At 68.5% G+C, this 20,855-nt stretch carries 19 protein-coding genes; 7 read left to right on the top strand and 12 right to left on the bottom strand.

The annotated features are described in order from the left end of the window. Nucleotides 1–75 precede the first annotated feature (75 nt). The gene (locus tag EV138_RS04575) at nt 76–951 is read left to right on the top strand and encodes an alpha/beta fold hydrolase (protein WP_133977183.1); all 876 of its coding nucleotides are present in this window, start codon (nt 76–78) and stop codon (nt 949–951) included. Here EV138_RS04575 and EV138_RS04580 read toward each other — a convergent pair. After that, the gene (locus tag EV138_RS04580) at nt 916–2,442 is read right to left on the bottom strand and encodes a helix-turn-helix domain-containing protein (protein ID WP_133977184.1); all 1,527 of its coding nucleotides are present in this window, start codon (nt 2,440–2,442) and stop codon (nt 916–918) included. The genes EV138_RS04575 and EV138_RS04580 overlap by 36 nt on opposite strands. 155 nt (nt 2,443–2,597) lie before the next feature. Between EV138_RS04580 and EV138_RS04585 the strand changes: the two genes are divergently transcribed. Continuing rightward, entirely contained in the window at nt 2,598–3,824 is a 1,227-nt protein-coding gene (locus EV138_RS04585) for a hypothetical protein (RefSeq protein ID WP_133977185.1), read from the top strand. Nucleotides 3,825–3,828: 4 nt separating this feature from the next. On the opposite strand, the gene EV138_RS04590 is transcribed toward EV138_RS04585, so the two are convergent. The 9 genes from EV138_RS04590 to EV138_RS04630 form a co-directional block, all read right to left on the bottom strand. Beyond that, a complete protein-coding gene (locus EV138_RS04590; RefSeq protein ID WP_133977186.1) occupies nt 3,829–4,104 on the bottom strand; it encodes a YciI family protein in 276 nt (91 codons plus the stop codon). A 152-nt stretch (nt 4,105–4,256) separates the two neighbouring features. Continuing rightward, complete coding sequence (locus EV138_RS04595; protein ID WP_133977187.1) at nt 4,257–5,042, bottom strand: class I SAM-dependent methyltransferase; 786 nt, start codon at nt 5,040–5,042, stop codon at nt 4,257–4,259. 64 nt (nt 5,043–5,106) lie between these two features. Continuing rightward, a complete protein-coding gene (gene ppdK, locus EV138_RS04600; RefSeq protein ID WP_133977188.1) occupies nt 5,107–7,773 on the bottom strand; it encodes a pyruvate, phosphate dikinase in 2,667 nt (888 codons plus the stop codon). A 287-nt stretch (nt 7,774–8,060) separates the two neighbouring features. Further along, nucleotides 8,061–10,028 carry a vWA domain-containing protein gene (locus tag EV138_RS04605; RefSeq protein WP_133977189.1) on the bottom strand — a complete coding sequence of 656 codons (1,968 nt, stop codon included), beginning with the start codon at nt 10,026–10,028 and terminating at the stop codon, nt 8,061–8,063. A 2-nt stretch (nt 10,029–10,030) separates the two neighbouring features. After that, entirely contained in the window at nt 10,031–11,428 is a 1,398-nt protein-coding gene (locus tag EV138_RS04610) for an ATP-binding protein (protein ID WP_112245545.1), read from the bottom strand. A gap of 782 nt (nt 11,429–12,210) precedes the next feature. After that, on the bottom strand, nt 12,211–13,485 hold the full coding sequence (locus tag EV138_RS04615; protein ID WP_133977190.1) for a serine hydrolase domain-containing protein: 1,275 nt from the start codon (nt 13,483–13,485) through the stop codon (nt 12,211–12,213). 61 nt (nt 13,486–13,546) lie between these two features. Beyond that, nucleotides 13,547–14,269 carry a Clp protease N-terminal domain-containing protein gene (locus EV138_RS04620; RefSeq protein WP_133977191.1) on the bottom strand — a complete coding sequence of 241 codons (723 nt, stop codon included), beginning with the start codon at nt 14,267–14,269 and terminating at the stop codon, nt 13,547–13,549. Between the two features lie 52 nt (nt 14,270–14,321). After that, nucleotides 14,322–15,509 (bottom strand): serine/threonine protein kinase, encoded by a 1,188-nt coding sequence (locus EV138_RS04625; RefSeq protein WP_166678485.1) that lies wholly within the window; start codon nt 15,507–15,509, stop codon nt 14,322–14,324. Nucleotides 15,510–15,519: 10 nt separating this feature from the next. After that, nucleotides 15,520–16,119 (bottom strand): hypothetical protein, encoded by a 600-nt coding sequence (locus EV138_RS04630; RefSeq protein WP_133977193.1) that lies wholly within the window; start codon nt 16,117–16,119, stop codon nt 15,520–15,522. Nucleotides 16,120–16,208: 89 nt separating this feature from the next. Between EV138_RS04630 and EV138_RS04635 the strand changes: the two genes are divergently transcribed. The 4 genes from EV138_RS04635 to mug all read left to right on the top strand — a co-directional run bounded on the left by EV138_RS04635 (nt 16,209) and on the right by mug (nt 18,130). Then, nucleotides 16,209–16,535: a hypothetical protein gene (locus tag EV138_RS04635; RefSeq protein ID WP_133977194.1), complete on the top strand. Its 327-nt coding sequence runs from the start codon at nt 16,209–16,211 to the stop codon at nt 16,533–16,535. Between the two features lie 35 nt (nt 16,536–16,570). After that, complete coding sequence (locus EV138_RS04640; protein ID WP_202866617.1) at nt 16,571–16,855, top strand: hypothetical protein; 285 nt, start codon at nt 16,571–16,573, stop codon at nt 16,853–16,855. Between the two features lies 1 nt (nt 16,856). Further along, entirely contained in the window at nt 16,857–17,552 is a 696-nt protein-coding gene (locus tag EV138_RS04645) for a hypothetical protein (RefSeq protein WP_133977195.1), read from the top strand. Between the two features lie 74 nt (nt 17,553–17,626). Then, entirely contained in the window at nt 17,627–18,130 is a 504-nt protein-coding gene (mug, locus tag EV138_RS04650) for a G/U mismatch-specific DNA glycosylase (RefSeq protein WP_133977196.1), read from the top strand. Here the strand turns inward: mug and EV138_RS04655 are convergent. After that, nucleotides 18,124–19,053, bottom strand: coding sequence for an alpha/beta hydrolase (locus EV138_RS04655; protein WP_133977197.1), 930 nt, complete (start codon nt 19,051–19,053; stop codon nt 18,124–18,126). The two genes, mug and EV138_RS04655, sit on opposite strands and share 7 nt — an antisense overlap. Before the next feature lie 114 nt (nt 19,054–19,167). Between EV138_RS04655 and EV138_RS04660 the strand changes: the two genes are divergently transcribed. After that, a complete protein-coding gene (locus EV138_RS04660) occupies nt 19,168–19,740 on the top strand; it encodes a TetR/AcrR family transcriptional regulator (RefSeq protein ID WP_133977198.1) in 573 nt (190 codons plus the stop codon). 108 nt (nt 19,741–19,848) lie between these two features. On the opposite strand, the gene ligD is transcribed toward EV138_RS04660, so the two are convergent. Then, nucleotides 19,849–20,820 carry a non-homologous end-joining DNA ligase gene (gene ligD / locus EV138_RS04665; protein ID WP_133977199.1) on the bottom strand — a complete coding sequence of 324 codons (972 nt, stop codon included), beginning with the start codon at nt 20,818–20,820 and terminating at the stop codon, nt 19,849–19,851. Nucleotides 20,821–20,855: the final 35 nt, after the last annotated feature.

A 20,855-nucleotide genomic window follows, 5' to 3' on the forward strand; every position in this document is an offset into this window, starting at 1 on the left:
GCCCACCTTGACCGGCAGGCCCGCGCAAACTAATAATACGACCGTTCGTATAGTTTGCCGAGCAGGGAGTGCCGCATGATTCTCAGGATGGTCCGGGCCGGACTGCAGCTGGTCGCCAAGATCTCACCGGCGCTGGCCGGGCGGCTTGCCTTCGAGCTGTGGCGGCGGCCGCTGATGCGCGGCAAGGTGCGCGAGCCCGAGCAGGCCATCCACGCAGCCGCGAAGGTCGAGGTCATCGACGGCGTCGTCACCTACCAGTGGGGCGACGGCACGCGCCCGGTCCTCCTCGTGCACGGCTGGCGCTCGCGCGCGTCGAGATTCGCCGCGTACATCGAGCGCCTGCTCGAACTCGGCTACAGCCCGATCTCGTACGACGCGCCGGCGCACGGCGACTCCGGTGGCGGCCGGATCGCGAGCACGATCCTCGATCACCAACGGATCATCCAGGCGCTCGCCGCGAAGTACGGCACGTTCGAAGGCGTGATCGCGCACTCCCTAGGCGCCCCGTTCGCCCTGTACGCCGTCCGCGAGGGCGTCGCCGCCAACCGGCTCGTGACCGTGAGCGGCGTCGCCGACTTCGGCTACCTGACCGACGCGTTCTGCCACGAACTCGGACTCGGTCCGGCCGCGAACCAGGCGCTCCGCAAAGCCATCGAGAGGCACTACTTCCCCGGCTTGGACGACGTGTGGACGCGATTCTCGGTGCGCGCGGGCGATCTCGACCTGTTGGTGATCCACAACGACGAGGACGACGTGGTGGATCCCGGGCAGGCGGAGGTCCTACTCACGCAGTACGGATCGAAAGCGCGCTTCCTGCAGACGAAAGGCCTCGGTCATCGCCGGATCATGATCGATCCGGACGTGATCACCGAGGCCGTCGCCTTCCTTACCGCTGCTGATCTGAGCGACCAGAACTCAGATGTCGCGGAACGTCTCGATCTGGGCGCCTAGCGAGTTGAGCCGGGTGGCCAGGTCCTCGTAGCCGCGGTTGATCACGTAGACGCTGCGCAGTACCGAGGTGCCCTTGGCCGCCATCATCGCGATCAAGGTCACCACTGCGGGACGGAGTGCGGGCGGGCACATGATCTCGGCGCCGGACCAGTGCGTCGGGCCCTCGACCATCACCCGGTGCGGGTCGAGCAGCTTCACCCGGCCGCCGAGCTTGTTCAGGTCGGTCAGGTAGATCGCGCGGTTCTCGTAGACCCAGTCGTGGATCAGCGTCTGCCCGGTCGCCGACGCCGCGATCACCGCGAAGAACGGCAGGTTGTCGATGTTCAGGCCCGGGAACGGCATCGGGTGGATCTTGTCGATCGGCGCGTGCAGCGTGGACGGCCGGGTGGTCAGGTCGACCAGCCGGGTCCGGCCGTTCTCGGCCAGGTACTCCTCGGAGCGGCTGTAGTCCAGCCCCATCTCCTCCAGCAGCGCCAACTCGATCTCGAGGAACTCCACCGGCGCCCGCCGGATGGTGATCTCCGAACCGGTCACGATCGCGGCGGTGAGCAGGCTCATCGCCTCGATCGGGTCCTCCGACGGCGCGTAGTCGACATCGACGTCGATCTCCGCCTTGCCGTGCACGGTCAGCGTGGTGCTGCCGACGCCGTCGATCTTCACGCCGAGCAGGTCGAGGTAGAAGCACAGGTCCTGGACCATGTAGTTCGAGCTGGCGTTGCGGATCACCGTCACACCGTCGTACCGGGCGGCGGCCATGATCGCGTTCTCGGTCACCGTGTCGCCGCGCTCGGTCAGCACGATCGGCTTGGCCGGCGCGATCGCCCGGTTCACCATCGCGTGGTACTCGCCGCCGGTCGCCTTGATGTCCAGGCCGAACGGGCGCAGCGCCGCCATGTGCGGCTCGACCGTGCGAGTGCCGAGGTCGCAGCCGCCGGCGTACGGGAGCTGGAAGGTGTCCTCGCGGTGCAGCAGCGGGCCGAGGAACATGATGATGCTGCGCGTACGCCGGGCCGCCTCGGCGTCCATCGCGCTCAGGTCGAGGTGCTCCGGCGGGACGATCTCCAGGTCGCCGGCGTCGTTCAGCCAGGTCGTCTTGACGCCGATCGAGTTCAGTACTTCGAGCAGCCGGTTGACCTCTTCGATCCGGGCCACCTTGCGCAACGTCGTACGGCCCTTGTTGAGCAGACTGGCGCACAACAAGGCGACACCGGCGTTCTTGGAGGACTTCACATCGATGGATCCGGACAATTCTCGTCCACCGATGACACGGAGGTGGACCGGACCGCCACCGAGAGAGACAATTTCGGAATCGAGCGCCTCGCCGATCCGGGCGAGCATCTCGAGAGTGAGGTTCTGATGACCCTTTTCGATCCGGTTCACCGCACTCTGGCTGGTGCCGAGCACGTCGGCCAGCTGGGTCTGGGTCCAGCCGCGGTGTTTGCGGGCGTCCCGGATGAGATTGCCGATCCGGGCCAGGTAGTCGTCAGTCATGCGCCGGACCATATCTCACATGTGAGATATCACTGTGCCGACCCGCCGCTGACAGCGTAGCCAATGTCACGACCCACCGGTGCGGTGCCCTTGCTGCAACCGCCGCCCCCTAGTCTTAACGCCACCCTGCCGCCGCCATCGGAGAGGACCAGTAGATGCCCGACGACGTCAACACCGCCGCAGGTGTGACCGAGTTCGAGGCGGAGTCGTGGCCGCTGGAGGCAGCCGCCGAAGGGCTGCACCAGGTCATCGACGGCTTCCAGAACGGCGACACCAGGCCGCTGGTGATCGGCGACGGCGACCAGCCGGTGCTGGTCGTGCTCGCGATCGCGGACCTCGCCGACTTCCGCGGCCGGATCGCGGAACTGCTGGGCAACCCCGTCGACGCCGGCTGGCTGCGCTACTACCTGCGCTCCAACTTCGACATGAGTTCCGAGACGCTGGTCGAGCAACTCGGCGTCGACACCGACCACGGCCTGTCCTCGCTGGCCAGTCAGGTGAACGTCGAGCAGGCCGCCGTCCTGCTGCCCGATCACCTGCGCCGGACCGAGGCGGGCGCGAACCCGCTGATGCTGATCGGCGACGGTCCGATGGCGACCGCCGCGCTGATCGCCTTCCCGGCGTTCTCGGTGCTGCTCGCGATGGAGAGCGAGGGCAAGGGCGACGACGACTCCTGCGTGCACGACGACGAGGAGAAGCCGACCACGCCGCTGGAGGTGCTGGCCGAGCGACTCGGTCCGGTCTCGACCCAGATCGTCGCCCAGATCAACGCCGGCCGCGAGCCGCACCTGCCGCGGTACGACCTGCACTTCGAGGACGATCTGGTCGAGCACCTGCGTGACCTCGAGAAGCGCTCCCAGGCGGCTCCCGGCGGCGGCGCGTACGACGAACTGAACGACCTGCTGCACTCGTTCGACCAGATGCGCAGCGGCGGGGTCGGTGACGAGACCGACGAGGTCGAGCCCTCGGAGGCGCCGTACGTAGAGGTGAGCGACCTGGCCGCCGCGCTACCCGAAGTACGCGACAGCTACCGGGCCGGGGCCGACGACCCGTACCTGATCGGCATCGACGGGAACCCACTGGCCGGCCTGATCTCGTACGACCTGTACGAGGCGCTGCAGCAGGTGTCGGTGGACCTCAACGGCACCGAGGAGGCGCCGGTGCTGCCACTCCCCCGGCCGCGCTCGGAGGACGGCCCGGAACTGGTCCCGTTCGAGGCCGCCCTCGAACTCTGCGACGCGGTCTGCGAGGACATCAGCCACGGCGAAGGCTCGATGCTCTTCGTCGCCGACGACGCCGGCGAACCGGAACTCGTCCTCGCCCCCCTCGCCTGGCTCTGGGCCTACGTGGACCACCTCAACCTGGAACCCACCGACGCCTGAGCCGCTAGGCGTTGATCGGGAAGAGGGGTTGCCACTCGGTGAGGGTGGCGATCTCGTAGACGTCGGCCGCGGTGTACGGATCCTTGGCGAGGATGTCGCGGAGCTCGGCCTCGTCGGCGACGTCGTAGATCAGCAGGGCACCGGTCTGGTCCGCGAACGGCCCGGCGGTGACGAGCTTGCCGGCGTCCTTCAGGGAGTGCAGGTACTCGCGGTGCGCCGGGCGGACCTCCATCCGGCGTTCGGTGTCGGTGAACTTCAGCTGGAGTGCGAAGAGAGCCATACCCCGACCTTATAAGACCGGCCGGAATCCCCACCGAACAAGGGGAATTTGGTGCGGGAAGGGCGTCACGAGCCGCCACAGCGGCTGGTTCAGGTCAGACCCGAAAGTCGACAGTGATCGCCCTTCCCGCTCCGACATCTTGGACCAGCCGATCAGCTGGATGCAAGAGGTTGGTTAAGGCAATTTGCTGCACTCAGTTGAGTCAGGTAACTCTTCGTGATCGAACCGCCGGCCGCCTCGATGAGCGCGCCGATGCACTCGTACAGTCGGTCACGGGCTCTCGTTGTCAAGGCCCGATGTCCCGAATAAGACGACAGCAGATCGAGGTACTGCGCGGTCGTGTACGCCGCTTCCCACCTGAATCGACGGAACATCACCGGACCGAACCGGCCCGACGCGTCGAACTCCGACGGATCGTCCGGGACGGAATCCGGGTCGGGCAAACAGCTCTCGTCCGCGTCAGTGGTGAAGCGGCGATAGCAGTCTTGTACGTCGATCCAGAACTGCTCGCTGCCTCCGGCGACGTGATGCGTCGACACCACCGCGAGCACCCCACCGGGACGCAACAAGTCCGCCGCCCGGCTCATCCGGGTTCGCGGGTCGAGCCAGTGGAACGCGGTCGCCGAGAGCACCAGATCGAACCGCTCGGCCGGCAGCGGCCAGGTGTCGAAGTCGGCCGTGATCACCTCGAGCTCCGGCAGCTTTGCGCGCGCGACGCGGCTCAGCTCCGGACTCAACTCGACTGCCTGCACCGACCAACCGCGCTCCAGCATCGGGCCGGTCGCCTGGCCGGTCCCGCAGCCGATCTCGAGCACGCGGGGCCGGTTCCCCACCAGGCTCTCCAACTCGTCGTACAAGGCCGGTGGGTACGTCGGGCGGACCCGGTCGTACAGCTCCGCGTCTTCTCCGAAGGTCGTGCGCAGTTCGAGTCGGCCCATCCGGGCAGGTTAGTGCTCCGCGCCGGCTGCCCTCAACGGACTTACGGCGCGGAGCACCACGGACTCAGCTCAGCGTGGCTCGGCCGGCTTCGAGGCGGGCCACGGGGATGCGGAACGGCGAGCAGGACACGTAGTCCAGGCCCACCTCGTGGAAGAAGTGGATGCTGTCCGGGTCGCCACCGTGCTCACCGCAGATCCCCAGCTTCAGGTCGGGACGGCTGGAACGGCCGCGTTCGGCGCCCATCCGGACCAGCGCGCCGACGCCGTCGCGGTCGATCGACTCGAACGGCGACACCGCGAAGATGCCCTTCTCCAGGTACGTCGAGAAGAACGAGCCCTCGACGTCGTCGCGGCTGAAACCCCACGTGGTCTGGGTCAGGTCGTTCGTCCCGAAGGAGAAGAACTCGGCTTCCTCGGCGATCTGGCCCGCCGTCACCGCCGCGCGCGGCAACTCGATCATCGTGCCGATCGGCGTCGGCCACTCCACCCCTTCGTCCTCGGCGACCTGCCGCAGCACGCCTTCGACCTCGTCGCGGGCGAGCTGCAACTCCTGGACCGCGCCGACGAGCGGGATCATGATCTCCGGCCGCGGGTCCTTGCCCTGCTTCTTCAACTCGGCCGCGGCGGACGCGATCGCCCTGACCTGCATGGCGAACAACCCCGGGATGACGAGCCCGAGCCGGACACCGCGCAACCCGAGCATCGGGTTCTGCTCGTGCAGGCGCTCGACCGCAGCGAGCAGCGTGGCGTCGTGGCCCGGGTCCTCACCGCGCTCCTTGGCCAGCGCGACCTTGACGGCCAGGTCCTCCATCGACGGCAGGAACTCGTGCAGCGGCGGGTCGATCAACCGGATCGTCACCGGCAGCCCGTCCATCGCGCTCAGCAACTCGAGGAAGTCCTTGCGCTGCAAGGGTTCCAGTACGGCGAGGGCCGCCTCGCACTCGGCTTCGTCCTCGGCCAGGATCAGCCGCTCGACGGCCTCGCGCCGCTCCCCCAGGAACATGTGCTCGGTCCGGCACAGACCGATGCCCTGGGCACCGAACCGGCGAGCCCGCGCCGCGTCGTCCGCGGTGTCGGCATTGGTCCGTACTTCGAGTCGGCGCACCTCGTCGGCGTGACTGATCAGCCGGTGGACGGCGCCGACGAGTTCGTCACCGGACCCGGCGGCCAGCGATCCCTCGAAGTACTGGACCACCGGGGACGGGACGACCGGGACCTCGCCGAGGAACACCTCGCCGGTGGTGCCGTCGATCGAGATCACGTCGCCGGCCTCGACCGTCGTCCCGTTGACCTTGATCTTGCCGGCGGCAACATCCACGTCGAGATCCTCGGCGCCACACACACAGGTCTTTCCCATGCCTCGGGCAACGACCGCCGCGTGCGAGGTCTTGCCGCCGCGGCTGGTCAGTACACCTTGCGCGGCGATCATCCCGTGCAGGTCGTCGGGGTTCGTCTCGCGCCGGACCAGGATGACCTTGTCGCCCTTCTCGGCGGCCTCGACGGCAGCGGCGGAAGTGAAGACCACCTTGCCGGAGGCCGCACCCGGAGAAGCGCCGATCGCCTTGGTGAGCAGGTCTTTGGCCGCCTCGGAGTCGAACCTCGGAAACATCAGCTGGGCGAGCTGGGCACCCTTGACGCGGCGGAGCGCCTCGTCGATGTCGATCACACCCTCGTCGACCAGGCTGGTCGCGATCCGGAACGCGGCCCCGGCCGTCCGCTTGCCGACGCGGGTCTGCAGCATCCAGAGCTTGCCGCGCTCGACGGTGAACTCGATGTCGCACAGATCGCGATAGTGCCCTTCCAGGGTGGCCATGATCGACATCAGTTCGTCGTACGACGTCTTGTCGATCGTCTCCAGGTCGGCCAGCGGGACCGTGTTGCGGATGCCCGCGACCACGTCCTCGCCCTGGGCGTTCTGCAGGTAGTCGCCGTACACGCCGGGCTGGCCGCTGGACGGGTCGCGGGTGAACGCGACGCCGGTGCCGGAGTCCATCCCGAGGTTGCCGAACACCATCGAGCAGATGTTCACCGCCGTGCCGAGGTCGGTGGCGATCCGCTCCTGGCGGCGGTAGAGGATGGCGCGCTCGGAGTTCCAGGAGCCGAAGACGGCTTCGATCGCCAGGTCCATCTGGGCGCGCGGGTCCTGCGGGAACTCGCGGCCGGTGTGCTCGTGGACGGCGGCCTTGAAGTTCTCGACCAGCGCCTTCAGATCGTCGGCGTCGAGGTCCAGGTCGTTCTGGGTTCCCTTGGCCTGCTTGGCTGCCTCGATCGCGCCCTCGAAGACCTCGCCCTCCATCCCGAGCACGGTCTTGCCGAACATCTGGATCAGCCGGCGGTAGGCATCCCAGGCGAACCGCGGGTTGCCGGACTGGTGCGCGAGGCCGTTCACCGAGTCGTCGTTGAGGCCGACGTTCAGGACGGTCTCCATCATGCCGGGCATCGACACGGCGGCACCCGAGCGGACCGAGACCAGCAGCGGGTCGTCGGCCTGACCGAGCTTCTTGCCCATCTTCTGCTCGAGTTCCGCGACATGGTGGTCGATCTCGTCGGCGAGCTCCGGCGGCACCGAGCCGGTCTTGAGAAAGACCTTGCAGGCTTCGGCGGAGATGGTGAAACCGGGCGGGACGGGCAGGCCCAGGTTGGTCATCTCGGCGAGGTTGGCTCCCTTGCCACCGAGAAGCTCTTTCATGTCCTTGTTGCCTTCGGCGAAGTCGTAGACGAGTTTCGGCACGGTGACTCCCTGACGGTGTGAGGCGGCGACTGGTCGCGAGATGGGTGCTCGCTGGCCCGACGGCTCCGATGGCGTGGACGTCTTTTCAGAGTAAGGCAGAAAAACAGTCCAGTTGCACACTGGTCTCACATTGAGAAGGTGACTCTGCCCACATGATGAGGGGCGGAAAACCCTTACCTCATTGACAACGCAGGACAGACGAGGGTTTTCCCGTGGAAACACGAAAGGAGGCGCATACCCACCTTCGAGATGGGTATACGCCTCCTTTTGGAGGTAGAGCCCCGCCGTCAGAGCTTGCGGCGGGTTCTCAGGTAGTCGCCCACCACCGCGGCGCCGAGGCCGTCCGCGTCGGGCGCGAGGACCCGGCCGCCGGAGCGCCGGGCCAGCAGGTCGACGAAGGCGTTGAGGCGCGGGTCGTCGCCGAGGCGGAAGACCGTGAGCGAGGCGCCCAGCTTGGCCAGGCGGTCCACCTCGGCGACTGTTTTGCGCAGCGTCGCCGGGCGAGGTGGGTAGTCGAACTCCGCGGTGCCGTCGGGTTCGAGATGGGCGGTCGGTTCGCCGTCGGTCACCATCAGGACGACCGGTTGGGCATCCGGGTGGCGGCGGAGGTGACGGCCGGCCAGGAGCAGCGCGTGGTGCGCGTTCGTGCCCTGCTCCCAGGTTCCTTCCAGTCCGATCAGCTGCGGCAGTTCGACGACTCCGGCGTACCGGCCGAAGGTGATGAGCTGGAGCGCGTCGTTGCGATAGCGGGTCGAGATCAGCTGATGCAGTGCGAGCGCTGTCCGCTTCATCGGCAGCCAGCGGCCCTCCTGAACCATCGACCACGAGGTGTCCACCAGCAGCGCGACGGCGGCCCGCGCGCGATGCTCGGTCTCGGCGATCTCCACGTCAGCCACGTCGAGCTTGACCGAACCGCCGCGCCCGGCACCCGCAGTACGCAGTACCGCGTTGCGGACCGTGCGCGACACGTCCCACGACTGGGTATCACCGAACTGCCAGGGTCTGGTCGACCCACTCAGCTCGCCGGCCGCCCCCGCTGTGGCGGCGTCGCGCTCACCCGACTGCCCGCGAGCAGTACGCAGTACGTCGGACAGCGCCGTCTGACCCAATTGCCGCAGCGCCTTCGGCGACAACTGCAGTGAGCCGTCCGGAGCGCGCTCCAACAGACCCTGGTCCCGGAGTTGCCGCTCCAACTCGGACAGGCGCCGGGCGTCGACGGTCGCCTCGTCGCCGAGTTGGCGAGTCAGCGCGTCGAGGTCGATGTCCTCCAGCCGAGCACCCGGGTACGACTGAGCCAACTGCTCGGCCAGCGCGTCCAGCTCGGCCAGATCCGACATCGCCCGGGCACCATCGGCCAACCCGAGCGGATCGTCACCGCTCATCCGCTCGGACCCGGTCCAGTCCTCACCCGGCCGCAACGCCTGCAACTGCGCATCGAGATTCGCCAATTGCTGGGCGAGCTGCGGACTCCCGAACGCCTGCTGCGAAAGCTGTGCCAGCTCGGCGCGCTGCTCCGGCGTCATCGAGTTGAGCATCCGCTGCGCGGCCGCGGCACGAGCAGCCAGTACGTCGATCAGCTCGTCGACGTTCCGCGGATTCTCCGGGAAGAACTCGCCGTGCTTGGCCATGAACTCGGCGAACAACCCGTCGATCTCCGGATGACCCTGCGCATGCGCCGAGAGCAACGCGTTGAGGTCCGTGAGCATCTCGTTGATCCGCTCGACGTCCTCCGGCGTCGTGTTCTCCAGCGCCTCCTTCATGCCCTCGAACCGCGAGCCGAGCAACTCCCGCCCGAGCAACTCGCGGATCTGCTCGTACTTCTGCCGAGCCTCCGACGACTCCCAGTCGTAGTTCGCGAGCTCCCGTACTGCGGCCGCCGTACCGGCGGGGAGCGCGTCGAGCTGCATCTCCTTGAATCGGGCCTCGTCGGAAGGGTTCGGGAACAGGTCGTGCCGCTCGGCCGCTAGCGCCTCGTCGAGCAGCCGTTGCACGTCGCGCAGCGTGCCGTCGAGGTTGTGCCGGCTCTCGATCTCGCGCCGGCGTTCCCACAGCCGGCGGGTGAGATCGTCGAGCCCCTGAGTGTTCCGGGTACCGCGCCGGAGCAACTCCTCCAGCGCGGATCTCGGCGACGACCCGGCCATCACATCGCGGCCGAGTTCGTCGAGGGCGTCCCGCAGATCCACCGGCGCGGCCAGCGGATCGGGACCGTCGTGCCACGGCCCGTACGACCAGCCTTCCGGTAACGCGGAAGTCATGGTCAGACCCCGTAGACGGTGGTGTCGTCGTCGGCGTCCTTGGCCAATCGCTTGGACAGGTAGAGCGCCTCCAGGGCGAGCTCGACCGCGGCCGCGATCCGTCCTGGCGAGTCGTCCGGCTCCACTCCGGCCCGGGCAGCGACGTCGTGCAACACCGGAAGCTCAGGCAGAGCAGCCAGTACGTCGCGGCCGGGGATCCGCTCGCCGGTCGTCACAAGGTTGCCATCGGCAACGGCATTGGCCAGCGGGGTGAGGTCGAGCCCGGCGAACCGCTCCCGGGCCGTGTCGGCGACCGACCTCCGCAGCAGGTACTCGAGCAACTCGGTCTCGCGCCCTTCCTCACCAGGCTCGAACTCGAGCTTGCCCCGCAGTACGGCGGGAACCGCTTCGAGGTCGACCGGTCGCGCCACCGCCGGCTCCTCGCCGGTGATCGCGCTGCGCCTCAGCGCAGCAGCAGCCACCGTCTCGGCCGCCGCGACCGCGAACCGGGCCGAGACACCCGAGCGCTGGTCGATCGCATTCGACTCCCGCAGGTGCCGGACGAAGCGCGCAAGCACCTCCAGCAACGGCTCCCCGACCTCCGCGGTCAGGTGGCTCTCCTGCCGTACGACGTCGACCTCGGCGTCGATGTCGAGCGGGTAGTGGGTCCGCACCTCCGCGCCGAAGCGGTCCTTCAGCGGGGTGATGATGCGACCGCGGTTCGTGTAGTCCTCGGGGTTGGCGGTCGCCACCAGCAGGACGTCGAGCGGCAGGCGCAGGGTGTACCCACGGACCTGGATGTCGCGCTCCTCCATCACGTTCAGCAGCGCGACCTGGATCCGTTCGGCGAGGTCGGGCAACTCGTTGATGGCGACGATCCCGCGGTGCGCCCGCGGGACCAGGCCGAAGTGGATGGTTTCGGGGTCGCCGAGACTGCGGCCCTCGGCGACCTTGACGGGGTCGACGTCACCGATCAGGTCACCGACCGAGGTATCCGGAGTGGCGAGCTTCTCGGCGTACCGCAGGCTGCGGTGCAGCCACGCGACGGGCAGCTCATCACCGAGTTCAGCTGCTCGCCGCTGCGAGGCCGGGGTGATCGGGTCGAGCGGGTGCTCGGGCAGCTCCGCTCCCTCGATCACCGGGGTCCATTCGTCCAGCAACCCGACCAGTGTGCGGAGCAGACGCGTCTTGCCCTGACCACGCTCACCGAGCAGTACTACGTCGTGCCCGGCCAGCAGGGCACGTTCCAACTGAGGGATGACAGTCCGGGAGAACCCGACGATCCCCGGCCAAGGGTCGCGCCCGGCGCGCAACTCGGTCAGCAGATTGTCGCGGATCTCAGTCTTGATCGAACGGGGAAGATAGCCGGCGGCCCGAAGCTCGCCAACATTCCGGGGCAGCTCAACAGGTGCACTAGTCACGCCCCCGACGTTAGCTCGCCCTCCCCAAACCAGGCACTGAATTCCCCTGAGGGCTTAGTACTACGGCCCGCTTCGCGCCCTCCTTCGTCGGTCGCTCGACCCACCCGCCCCGGGGTTCGCCGCTCCTTCGTCGCGGCTCGGGTGCTGGCGCTGGGCACCCGGCGGGGCGCATGGAGGCCGCGGGCCGGACGGTGGGTCATCGGCTACCGGCGATGTTCACACCGACAGATGCGCGGGCTACTCGGCGGAGTTGGGGAGATGGTCGGGTGACAGGTATCGACGGTGCCGGGGAAGCTGCGGGACCCCGACGCGAACCGCCTTTGGAGCCGCGACGAAGGAGCGGCGAACCCGGGGGGCGGCGAGTCGAGCGACCGACGAAGTTGCGGCGAACCCGGGGGGCGAGCGACCGACGTAGGAGGAAGGGAAGCGGGGCGTAGTACTAGGACCTCGGCGGGAGGCGGTCGGGTGAGCGGCATCCAGGGTTGATCGGACCGTCCGGTGCACACCCGACGCGGACCGCCTTATCGAGCCGCGACGAAGGAGCGGCGACTCGGGGTGGGCGGGTCGAGCGGCCGACGGAGGAGGGCGCGACGCGGGGCGTAGTACTAGGTGCGCGCGGACCTCGGCGGGGAGGTGGTCGGGTGAGCGGCATCCAGGGTTGATCGGACCGTGCGGAGCACACCCGACGCGGAGCGCCTTCATCGAGCCGCGACGAAGGAGCGGCGACTCGGGGTGGGCGGGTCGAGCGGCCGACGGAGGAGGGCGCGACGCGGGGCGTAGTACTAGACGCGCGGGGTTACTCGGCCCCAGGCGAAGAGGTGGGTGGGGGTGAAGGTGACCGGGGTCCAGGGTTGGTCAGGGGCGGTGCGGTAGACGTAGTGGTTGCCGTCGAGGGGTGTTGTCGGGTGGAGTTCGTGTTCGACGACCGGCTTTTCGGCGAAGGCCAGGCGGGCGCCGGTGGCGTTTTCGGTGAGGAGGAGACGATCGCCTTCGCGGGTGGTGTCGATTCGGATGCCGGCTCGTTCGTAGCTGCCGAGGATGGCGTCGGTCGGCAGCAGAGCGTCGACCGGTTCGGGAGCCGGCGGGGGCGCGACGTCGGCGTACTGCGTGAAGACCTCGGTGGCGACCGCCTCGAACAGGGCGTTTCCGTTGGCGGAGTTGGTCAGCAGCACCATCGCGACACGGGCCTCCGGGTGGATCCGGAGATAGGCGAGTTGCGAAATGGTGGAGCCGTCGTGACCGAAGAGCTGGTGGCCCGACCAATCGTAGAGTCGCCAGGTGAGGCCGACGTGACTGATGTCCGAGCCGGCCGGGTACTCGACCTGGTGCTCTCTCATAGCGGCGTACGCCGGGTCTTCGAGGTGCAGCCGGGCGAAGCGCAGTACGTCGCTCGCACTGGCTGTGATGAGGCCGGCCGGACCGAGGCTGCGCGGGAGTTGCCAGGTGCTGACCGGGGTGCCGTCGGCAAGGTGCCCGACGGCGGCGCGGCGCAGGATCGCCTCCTCCGGCAGGGTCACCGTCGAGTGGAGGTCGAGCGGCGTGGTGATGCGGGCGTGCAGCGATTCGTCCCAGCTGCGGTCGTCCAGTACCTCGATGATGCGGCCGAGCAGGACGAAGCCGGCGTTGCAGTACGAGTACGCCGTCCCCGGCTCGAAGAGCTGGTCCACGTCGGCGAGCAGAGCGACGTACTTCGCGACGCAGTCGTCGCCGCGGCCGGTGTCGGTGAACACGTCGCCGTCGAGCCCACTGGTGTGAGTCAGCAGGTGCCGAACAGTGATCCGCTCGTCGATCGATGCCTCAGGCAACAGCTGGAGCACCTGGTCGTCGAGCGAGAGCCGGCCTTCCGCAGCCAGTTGGACGATCATGGTCGTCGTCCACGACTTGCTGATCGAGCCGATCTGGAAGAGCGAGTCGGCGGTCACCTCGACGCCGGTCGCCCGGTTGAGTACGCCGTACGGCGTGATCGTCTCCTTGCCGTCCACCCACAGGCCGAGCACGGCCCCGGGGACGGCATGGTCGGTCGCGAGTCGGCTCAGGCGCGCGGTCCAGTCAGGCATGCGTCCAACCTATGCGGCGAGGGATCGGGCATCGGCGCCGAGGCCCGAACGATGCCGTCGGCTACTTGCCGAGTTCCTTGAGCTGCGCCCGGATGTCCGACCAGGCCGTCGCCTCGTCCAGTCCGAGTTGTTCCAGCACCTTGGTGGCGATCGCTGCCTGGCCGCGGTAGAAGGCCAGCAGCAGGTGCTCGGTTCCGACATAGTTGTGGCCCAGGGCAAGGGCTTCGCTGACCGCGTCCTGGAGGACGTGGGCGGCGCGGCGGGTGAAGGGCGGTCCCTCGTTCAATGCGGTGTCGGTCTGGTCGGCCGCTTCGGGCTCGCGCGCGGGGCTGAGCGGTTCGATCGCCGCGGCGACCTTCTCCTCGGTGATGTCGTGCGCGAGCAGGACCTTGGTCGCGATCGACGCCGGCTCGGAGTACATCCCGAGCAGCAGGTGCTCGGTGCCGATGAACGAGTGGTTGAGTCCGTGCGCGGCCACGCCGGCTGCTTCGAGGACGGCCCGGCACCGGTTGGTGAAGCGGCTGAAGTCCGGTGAGGCCGCCCAGGAGTCGGCGAAGCGCTTGTGAGCCGCCTGCTTGCTGACGCCGAGCACGGTGCTGATCTCGACCCACGACTTGCCGGCGCCCCGAGCGCGGTCGACGAAGTAGCCGAGGGCGGCGTCGCTGGTACTGGTCAGGTCGTTGATCGTGCTCGACGCGGTGGCGAGCTGGACGAGGACGTCGTCGGTCCCGGCGTCTTGGCGGATCGTGTCGATGAGTTGCTGCAGATCGGGTCCTGGAGTCATGTCGTCAACCTTAGGTTGACGATTCCGCGTCGTCAACCCTGAGTTGACGACCTCAGCACTGATGCCGGACGTAGTCGGTGAGCGACCAGCCGCTGCGGCCGTCGGGGAGCCGGACGTGCACCCATGCGGCGCCGTCGCGCGGCGAGATCGGCGTCAGCCGGTCGCCGTGGTGAACCGTCGCGATCACCGTCCGGCTGCGCGGCGCGTCCCGCACGGTCGCGTCCTGCGCACACACCGTCAGCTGCGTCGGCTGCTGATTGCCTTGGGCAAGGATCGTCGCCGTCACTCCCCCGATCACCAGCACCGGTGCCGCGATCGCGACCCACTTCCCGATCCGGCGCCGCGTCCACCCGCGCTGCTTCACCACGACGGGCGCGACGTCGCCGGCCGCCGCGGCGCGGAGCGCCTGAGCGAAAGCGCCGGCAGTCGGATAGCGATCCGCCGGCTCCTTGGCCATCGCCGTACGGACGACTTGATCAAAAGCAGCCGGTACGCCGTACTCGCTCGGCGCCGGCGGTGGGAGCATCGCGACGGCGTACGCGAGTTCGGGCAGGGTTCGGCGGTCGAACGGCCGCCGCCCGGTCAGCAAACTGAACAAGGTGCCGCCTAGCGCGTACACATCAGTTGCCGCCGACACCGGATCTCCGCGCCACTGCTCCGGGGCCATGTACGCGACCGTGCCCGCCATCGCGCCGAGCGACGGGCCGGACGGCGTACCGCTGCGAAGCCAGGCCGCTCCGCCACTGAGATCCATCCCGGTACTCGATTCGAGGCTCGCCAACTGCCGGGCGACACCGAAGTCCGCGACCGTCGGGCGATCGCCGTCGAGGATGATGTTGGCCGGCTTCAGATCCCGGTGGATCACCCCCGCCGCGTGCATCGCGTCGACCGCGGCAGCGACCTCGGCGAGCATCGCGACGGCCCGATCGACCGGCAGTGGGCCGCCTTCGTCCAGCAATCGCTGCAGGTCGGGTCCACTCAACCGGTCCATCACCAGCCAGGCCTGGTCGCCTTCGCCGCCCACCGCATGCACCCGGACCAGCCCTGGGTGCTCGACGGCCGCGGCCAGCCGAGCCTCCCGGCGCAGCCGGTCACGGTACTGCGGGTCGACCAGCTCGGGATGCACCACTTTGACCGCGACGGACCGCCCGTCGGACAGCCGGTTCGCCGCGTACACCACCCCTGTCGCGCCCGCACCCAGTGGCTCCGCCAGGCGGTAGCCAGGTACTTCGACGATCACGGCTCGCACACTAACCCGCACTCTCCGGATGCGGAAGGGATTCTGCCGCCCGCCGGACAATCGGCTCCAGCTGAGCCACTTCGGACAGAACTTCTTGACGAAACGCCTTCAGATCGCCTGGCTGATCATCAGTTCCGCGCAGCGGCGACAGGAGTTGCCGGACCGCCTTGCTGAGCGGATCGTCGGCGGCAGACTCGACGAGCGGCAGCAGTTCACGCGCCTCCGCCAAGGCTTGGCTCAGTAGTCGCATGCGGATCGGCTGCTCCAGCAGGAGGGCCGCGATCCGCAGCATCCTTCGCCCCGCCCGCAAGGCGACCTCCGGACTCAGCGGCCGGCCGTCCTCGTCCTCGCGCCGGTCGCGGACGAGGTCGATCCACGGCTCGACGGTCTCGCCCCGCCAGATCGGCCCGGACGACAACTCGGCGTCCGGCTCCGGCATCCCGTGGCTACGCCGCCGCCGCCAGGCGGTCACCAACTGCCGGTTCAGTCCGAGCGCTTCGGCGATCTCCGCGATGCCGTAGAAGGCCTTGCGGGACGGCTCGCGTTCGCCGGCGATGACCTTGCCGCCGACCGGCACCGCCTCGTCGTCCGTCGATCGCCTCTCGTTCACCAGGTCAGCGTAACCACGGAGTACACCCATTGCCATCTCTAGCGACACGGCCTACCGTCATCTCAGATGACAGCAACCTGGAGGCTCTGATGACACGGAAAGCTCCGCTCGCCCTCGCCGTCGCCGCGCTCACTCTCGGCGGCGTGACTCTCGCGGCCGGCGCACCGGCCGCCACCGCGGTCGAGGTACCGACCCACGCGATCAACATCTGCCAGAGCGCGACGATGTACGAGAACTACAACTTCTCGATCCCCGGCCCGGTGACCTACATGCGGACCCTCGGCTACGGCGACAAGATCGGCCACACCCCCGGCAAGCACCCGGTCTACAACGGCTGGGCCTCGATCCAGGACTTCGGCCCGAACGACTGGGGCTTCATCCGCGAAGAATGCATCGGCGGCTACAACAGCTGGTGACTGCCACCCTCCACCGCCCCTTGAGGAGAACAGCTATGAAACGAGTACTACGTACCGCCGCCGCCACCAGCGTTCTGCTGGTCGCCGGCCTCGCAATCGCCCCCACCCAGGCCGACGCCGCCAACGGCACCGTCGGGGTCCGTGAGACGGTCTGCGCCCAGGACCTCCAACTGCGCACAGACCCGGGCGGCGCCCGCTCCGGCACGCTGCACTACGGCCAGACGTTCCTGGTCGAGCGGGTCATATCCGGCTGGGCCTACGGCTTCGCGTACGGCGACATCAACCATCGCGGCTGGGTCCAGGACGGCTGGTTCTGCTGACATGAACCACTCCGTCCTCAAGCGAGCCTTCACAACCGTCGCCGCCGGAGTACTGGCGGCGGTCGCCCTCAATCAGCCCGCCGGCGCGATCAACCAGTACCGCACGATCGGCAACGTGCCGAAACCGGCCGCCTGCAACAACCACGGCACGATCCCGGCCGGCGGTTGGCTGGCGAACAAGTCCTGCGGCTACGTGATGGGGACCGCGATCGCCGGCACGCTCTTCGACGTCAGTACGACAACCGCCGGCAACTTCCATTTCGGCCGCTGGCGTGCCGGCGACGGTTCGAGCTTCTGCACCTATCTGGTGCCGGGCGCACTCGACACCTCGCACTCGACGCCGGTCGCGGACAGCTGCAGCAGCGCCACCAGCGATCGGCTGTCGCACCGGCGCAGTTTCGGGCACGACTTCGATGCCGCTCCGCACACGGGCAACGGCTCGATCATCGTGGCGATCAACCCGTCGGCCTGCACGGGGTACTACAACTACTTCGTCGACAGCAACTACACCAGCGGACGCCTGCACGACCCGGTCGGTTTCGCCTTGCCCAGCACGGGCGGCTATCGCTACTCGACCAACGACAACGGCGCCTCGATGATCCGCGTGGACGCCTTGGGCGAGACCATCTGGCTCTTCGTCGCCCGAAGCTGCATCCAGTCCCAACTCCCCGCCAACCTGAACAACGAGAACGACTAGGCCGGTCCGCCTCCGCCCCCACCGCCCCGGGGGTGGAGGCGCACCGCCGAGACTGACCGACCTAGAGTTCCCCCATGCAGGAGCTCCCGGATCTGATCGCGCCGGAGTTGCGGGTCCTCTTCTGCGGGATCAACCCGGGTCTGGTGTCAGCGGCGACCGGGCATCACTTCGCGCGCCCCGGGAACCGGTTCTGGCCGGCGTTGCATCTGGCAGGCTTCACGCCCCGCATCTTCCGCCCGGACGAGCAGGCCGAACTGCTCGATCTCGGGCTCGGCATCACCAACGTCGTCGATCGGCCGTCGGCGAAGGCGGACGAGCTGAGCAAGGCCGAATTCAGGGCGGGCGGCGAGAAGCTGGTGGAGAAGGTGCTCGAGTACGAGCCGCACTGGCTCGCGGTGGTCGGCGTCACGGCGTACCGGGATGCGTTCGGGGAGCGCAAGGCCGCGATGGGCCGGCAGGTTCGGACGATCGGCAGGACCCAGGTCTGGATCCTGCCGAACCCGAGTGGGCTGAACGCCCATTACACGCTTCCGAAGCTGGCGGCCGCCTACGCGGAACTGCATGCCGCTGCCTACTGAAGCGCCTTCTTCAGCGTGCTGATCGCGAGGTTGATCGCGGTCTCGGCGCCGTGCGTACCGCGGAGCGCGTCGACCATCACGAAGTCGTGGATCACCCCGCCGATCCGTACCGCGGTGACCTCGACGCCCGCGGCGCGCAGCTTGGCGGCGTACGCCTCGCCCTCGTCACGCAGTACGTCGGCTTCGGCGGTGATCACCAGCGCGTCGGGCAGTCCGGCCAACTGGTCGAGCGTCGCGCGCAGCGGCGACGCGGTGATCTGGTTCCGCTCGGCCTCGTCGGTCGTGTACTGGTCCCAGAACCACTGCATGCCCTCGCGCTGCAGGAAGTACCCCTCCGCGAACTCGTGGTACGACGCGGTGTCGAACGACGCGTCGGTGACCGGGTAGAAGAGCACCTGCTGACGGATGGCCACGTCACCGCGCTCCTTGGCGAGCAGCGTCACCGCGGCGGCCATGTTGCCGCCGACCGAGTCGCCGACGACGGCCAGCCGCTCGGCGTCCAGGCCATACTCCTTGCCCGAAGCAACGATCCAGCGGGCGACCGAGTAGCTCTGCTCCAGCGCGTGCGGGTAGCGGACCTCAGGAGACAGGTCGTACTCCGGGAAGACGACCGCCGCGCCCGAGCCGACCGCCAGTTCGCGGACCAGCCGGTCGTGGGTGTGCGCGTTGCCGAAGACCCAGCCGGCGCCGTGGATGTAGAGGATCACCGGCAGCACTCCGGTGACTCCGGCCGGCCGGACGATGCGCGCCTTGGTCCCGTCGGGAGCGGTGACCCACTCCTCGTCGACGGGAAGCTTCGGGTAGTCGGTCGTCTGCACCTCGTCGACCGCCTTGCGGCCGTCGGCCGGGTCCAGCTGGAACAGGAACGGCGGCTCGGCGGTGGCGTCGGCGAAAGCTTGGGCGGCGGGCTCGAGGACGGTCATCGAAGTACTCCCTGTGGGTGAGGTCCGGAGCGGAGAACGAGCGTTCTCCGTCGATGTCCGCTACTCTAGGAGAACGATGGTTCTCAGCGCAAGTCGCGGTTCGGAGGAGGGTCCATGACGGTCGACACAGCCACCGCCCAGCGGCAGGTGCTGGAAGCGGCGGACGCGTTGTTCTACGAGCGCGGGGTGCAGGCCGTGGGGATGGACGCGATCCGGACGGCCTCGGGTGTCTCGTTGAAGCGGCTGTACCAGCTGTTCAGCTCCAAGGACGAGCTGATCGAGGCATATCTGAAGCACCGCGACGAGCTGTGGAACACGATGCTCGCCGAGCACGTCGACGCCGCCGGCGAGCCGAGGGAGCGCATCCTGGCGGCCTTCGATTTCCTGAACGACTGGTTCCAGCAGCCGGACTACCGCGGCTGCGCGTTCATCAACTCGTTCGGTGAACTCGGCACGGTGTCACCCCGGGTGGCCGAGCTGGCGAACGAGCACAAGGCCGACTTCCAGCGCCGCCTGACCGAGCTCGCCGAGGCGGCCGACGCACCCGATCCGGCCCGGCTGGCGGAGTACCTGATCCTGCTCAGCGAAGGAGCCATCACCCGGTCTGCGATCTCCCGCTCCGCCGAGCCCGCCCAACGAGCCCGCGAAGCCGCCGGCCTCCTCCTGGACGCGTTGCTCCCCGCCTGACCCAACCGCACCCGCCCCGCCTTCGGCAGGCTGCGCCGCCTGCTGGCAGGCTGCGCCGCCTGCTGGCAGGCGAAGCGCTGGTGAGCTGTCAGGTTGCGGTGGCTCTGGTCAGCTGGACTCTTCTGCTTCGCGGCGGGCTTTGGCGCGGCGTTTGCCTTCGTGCATCGCTACGACCCGGGCGACCGGGATCTCGTGGCCTTCGGCGATCAGGTCGGCGGGGAGGGTCTGCGGTGCCGGAAGTTGCTCAGCCCACGCCGGTGTCGCAGCGAGCAGGCCAGGCGTCGTACGGATAGTGAAGTCGGACGGGCTGACCTGGTCGAGGTTGTCCCAGCCGACCGGGAAGGACACCGTGGCGCCCGGGCGGACACGGGGACTGTACGCCGCGACGACCGTCGCTCCACCGGCCCGCGTCGAGTCGACGAACACTTTGCCGCCGCGCTCCTCCCGCACGTACGCCGTCGTCGCAAGTTCGGGGTCGATCCGCTCGGCCCGGGCAGCGATCGCCCGAGTCGCGGCGGCAGCGTCTTCGATCGAGGCCTGGTCGTCGATCGGCACGTAGACATGGACGCCCTTGGCTCCACTGGTCTTCACCGCGCCGGTCAGCCCGAGCTCGGTCAGCGCCTCGCGGACCAGGAACGCCGCCTGGACCGCCGCCGAGAATGTCTCCCCCTCGGGCGGATCGAGGTCCAGCACCAGGTGCGTGACCCGGTCCCACCGATCGGCGCGGACGAGGGTCGGGTGATACTCCACCGCCCGCTGGTTCGCGAACCACAGCAGCGTCCGGCGGTCGTCGCACAGTGCGTAGGTCACCTCGCGCTTGGACGCCTCGGCCCACATCGGCACGGTCCGCACCCACTCGGGCGTGTACTTCGGGACGTTCTTCTGCATGAACGGTTTCTGCCCCGGCCGGACCCTGATCACCGACAGCGGCCGGTCCCGCAGTCCAGGCAGTAATACCTCGTGCACCGCGTCCAGATAGTCGACCAGGTCGCGCTTGGTCGCGTCCGCGCCGTCGAACAACGGCTGGTCGAGGTTGGTCAGCGGTACCCCGTCACGCGTCTCGTCCGGCTCCTTCGCCATGGCAACGACCTTAGGCCCTGACACGGGTCCAGGGC

The sequence above is a fragment of the Kribbella voronezhensis genome (genome assembly GCF_004365175.1).
GTDB lineage: Bacteria > Actinomycetota > Actinomycetes > Propionibacteriales > Kribbellaceae > Kribbella > Kribbella voronezhensis.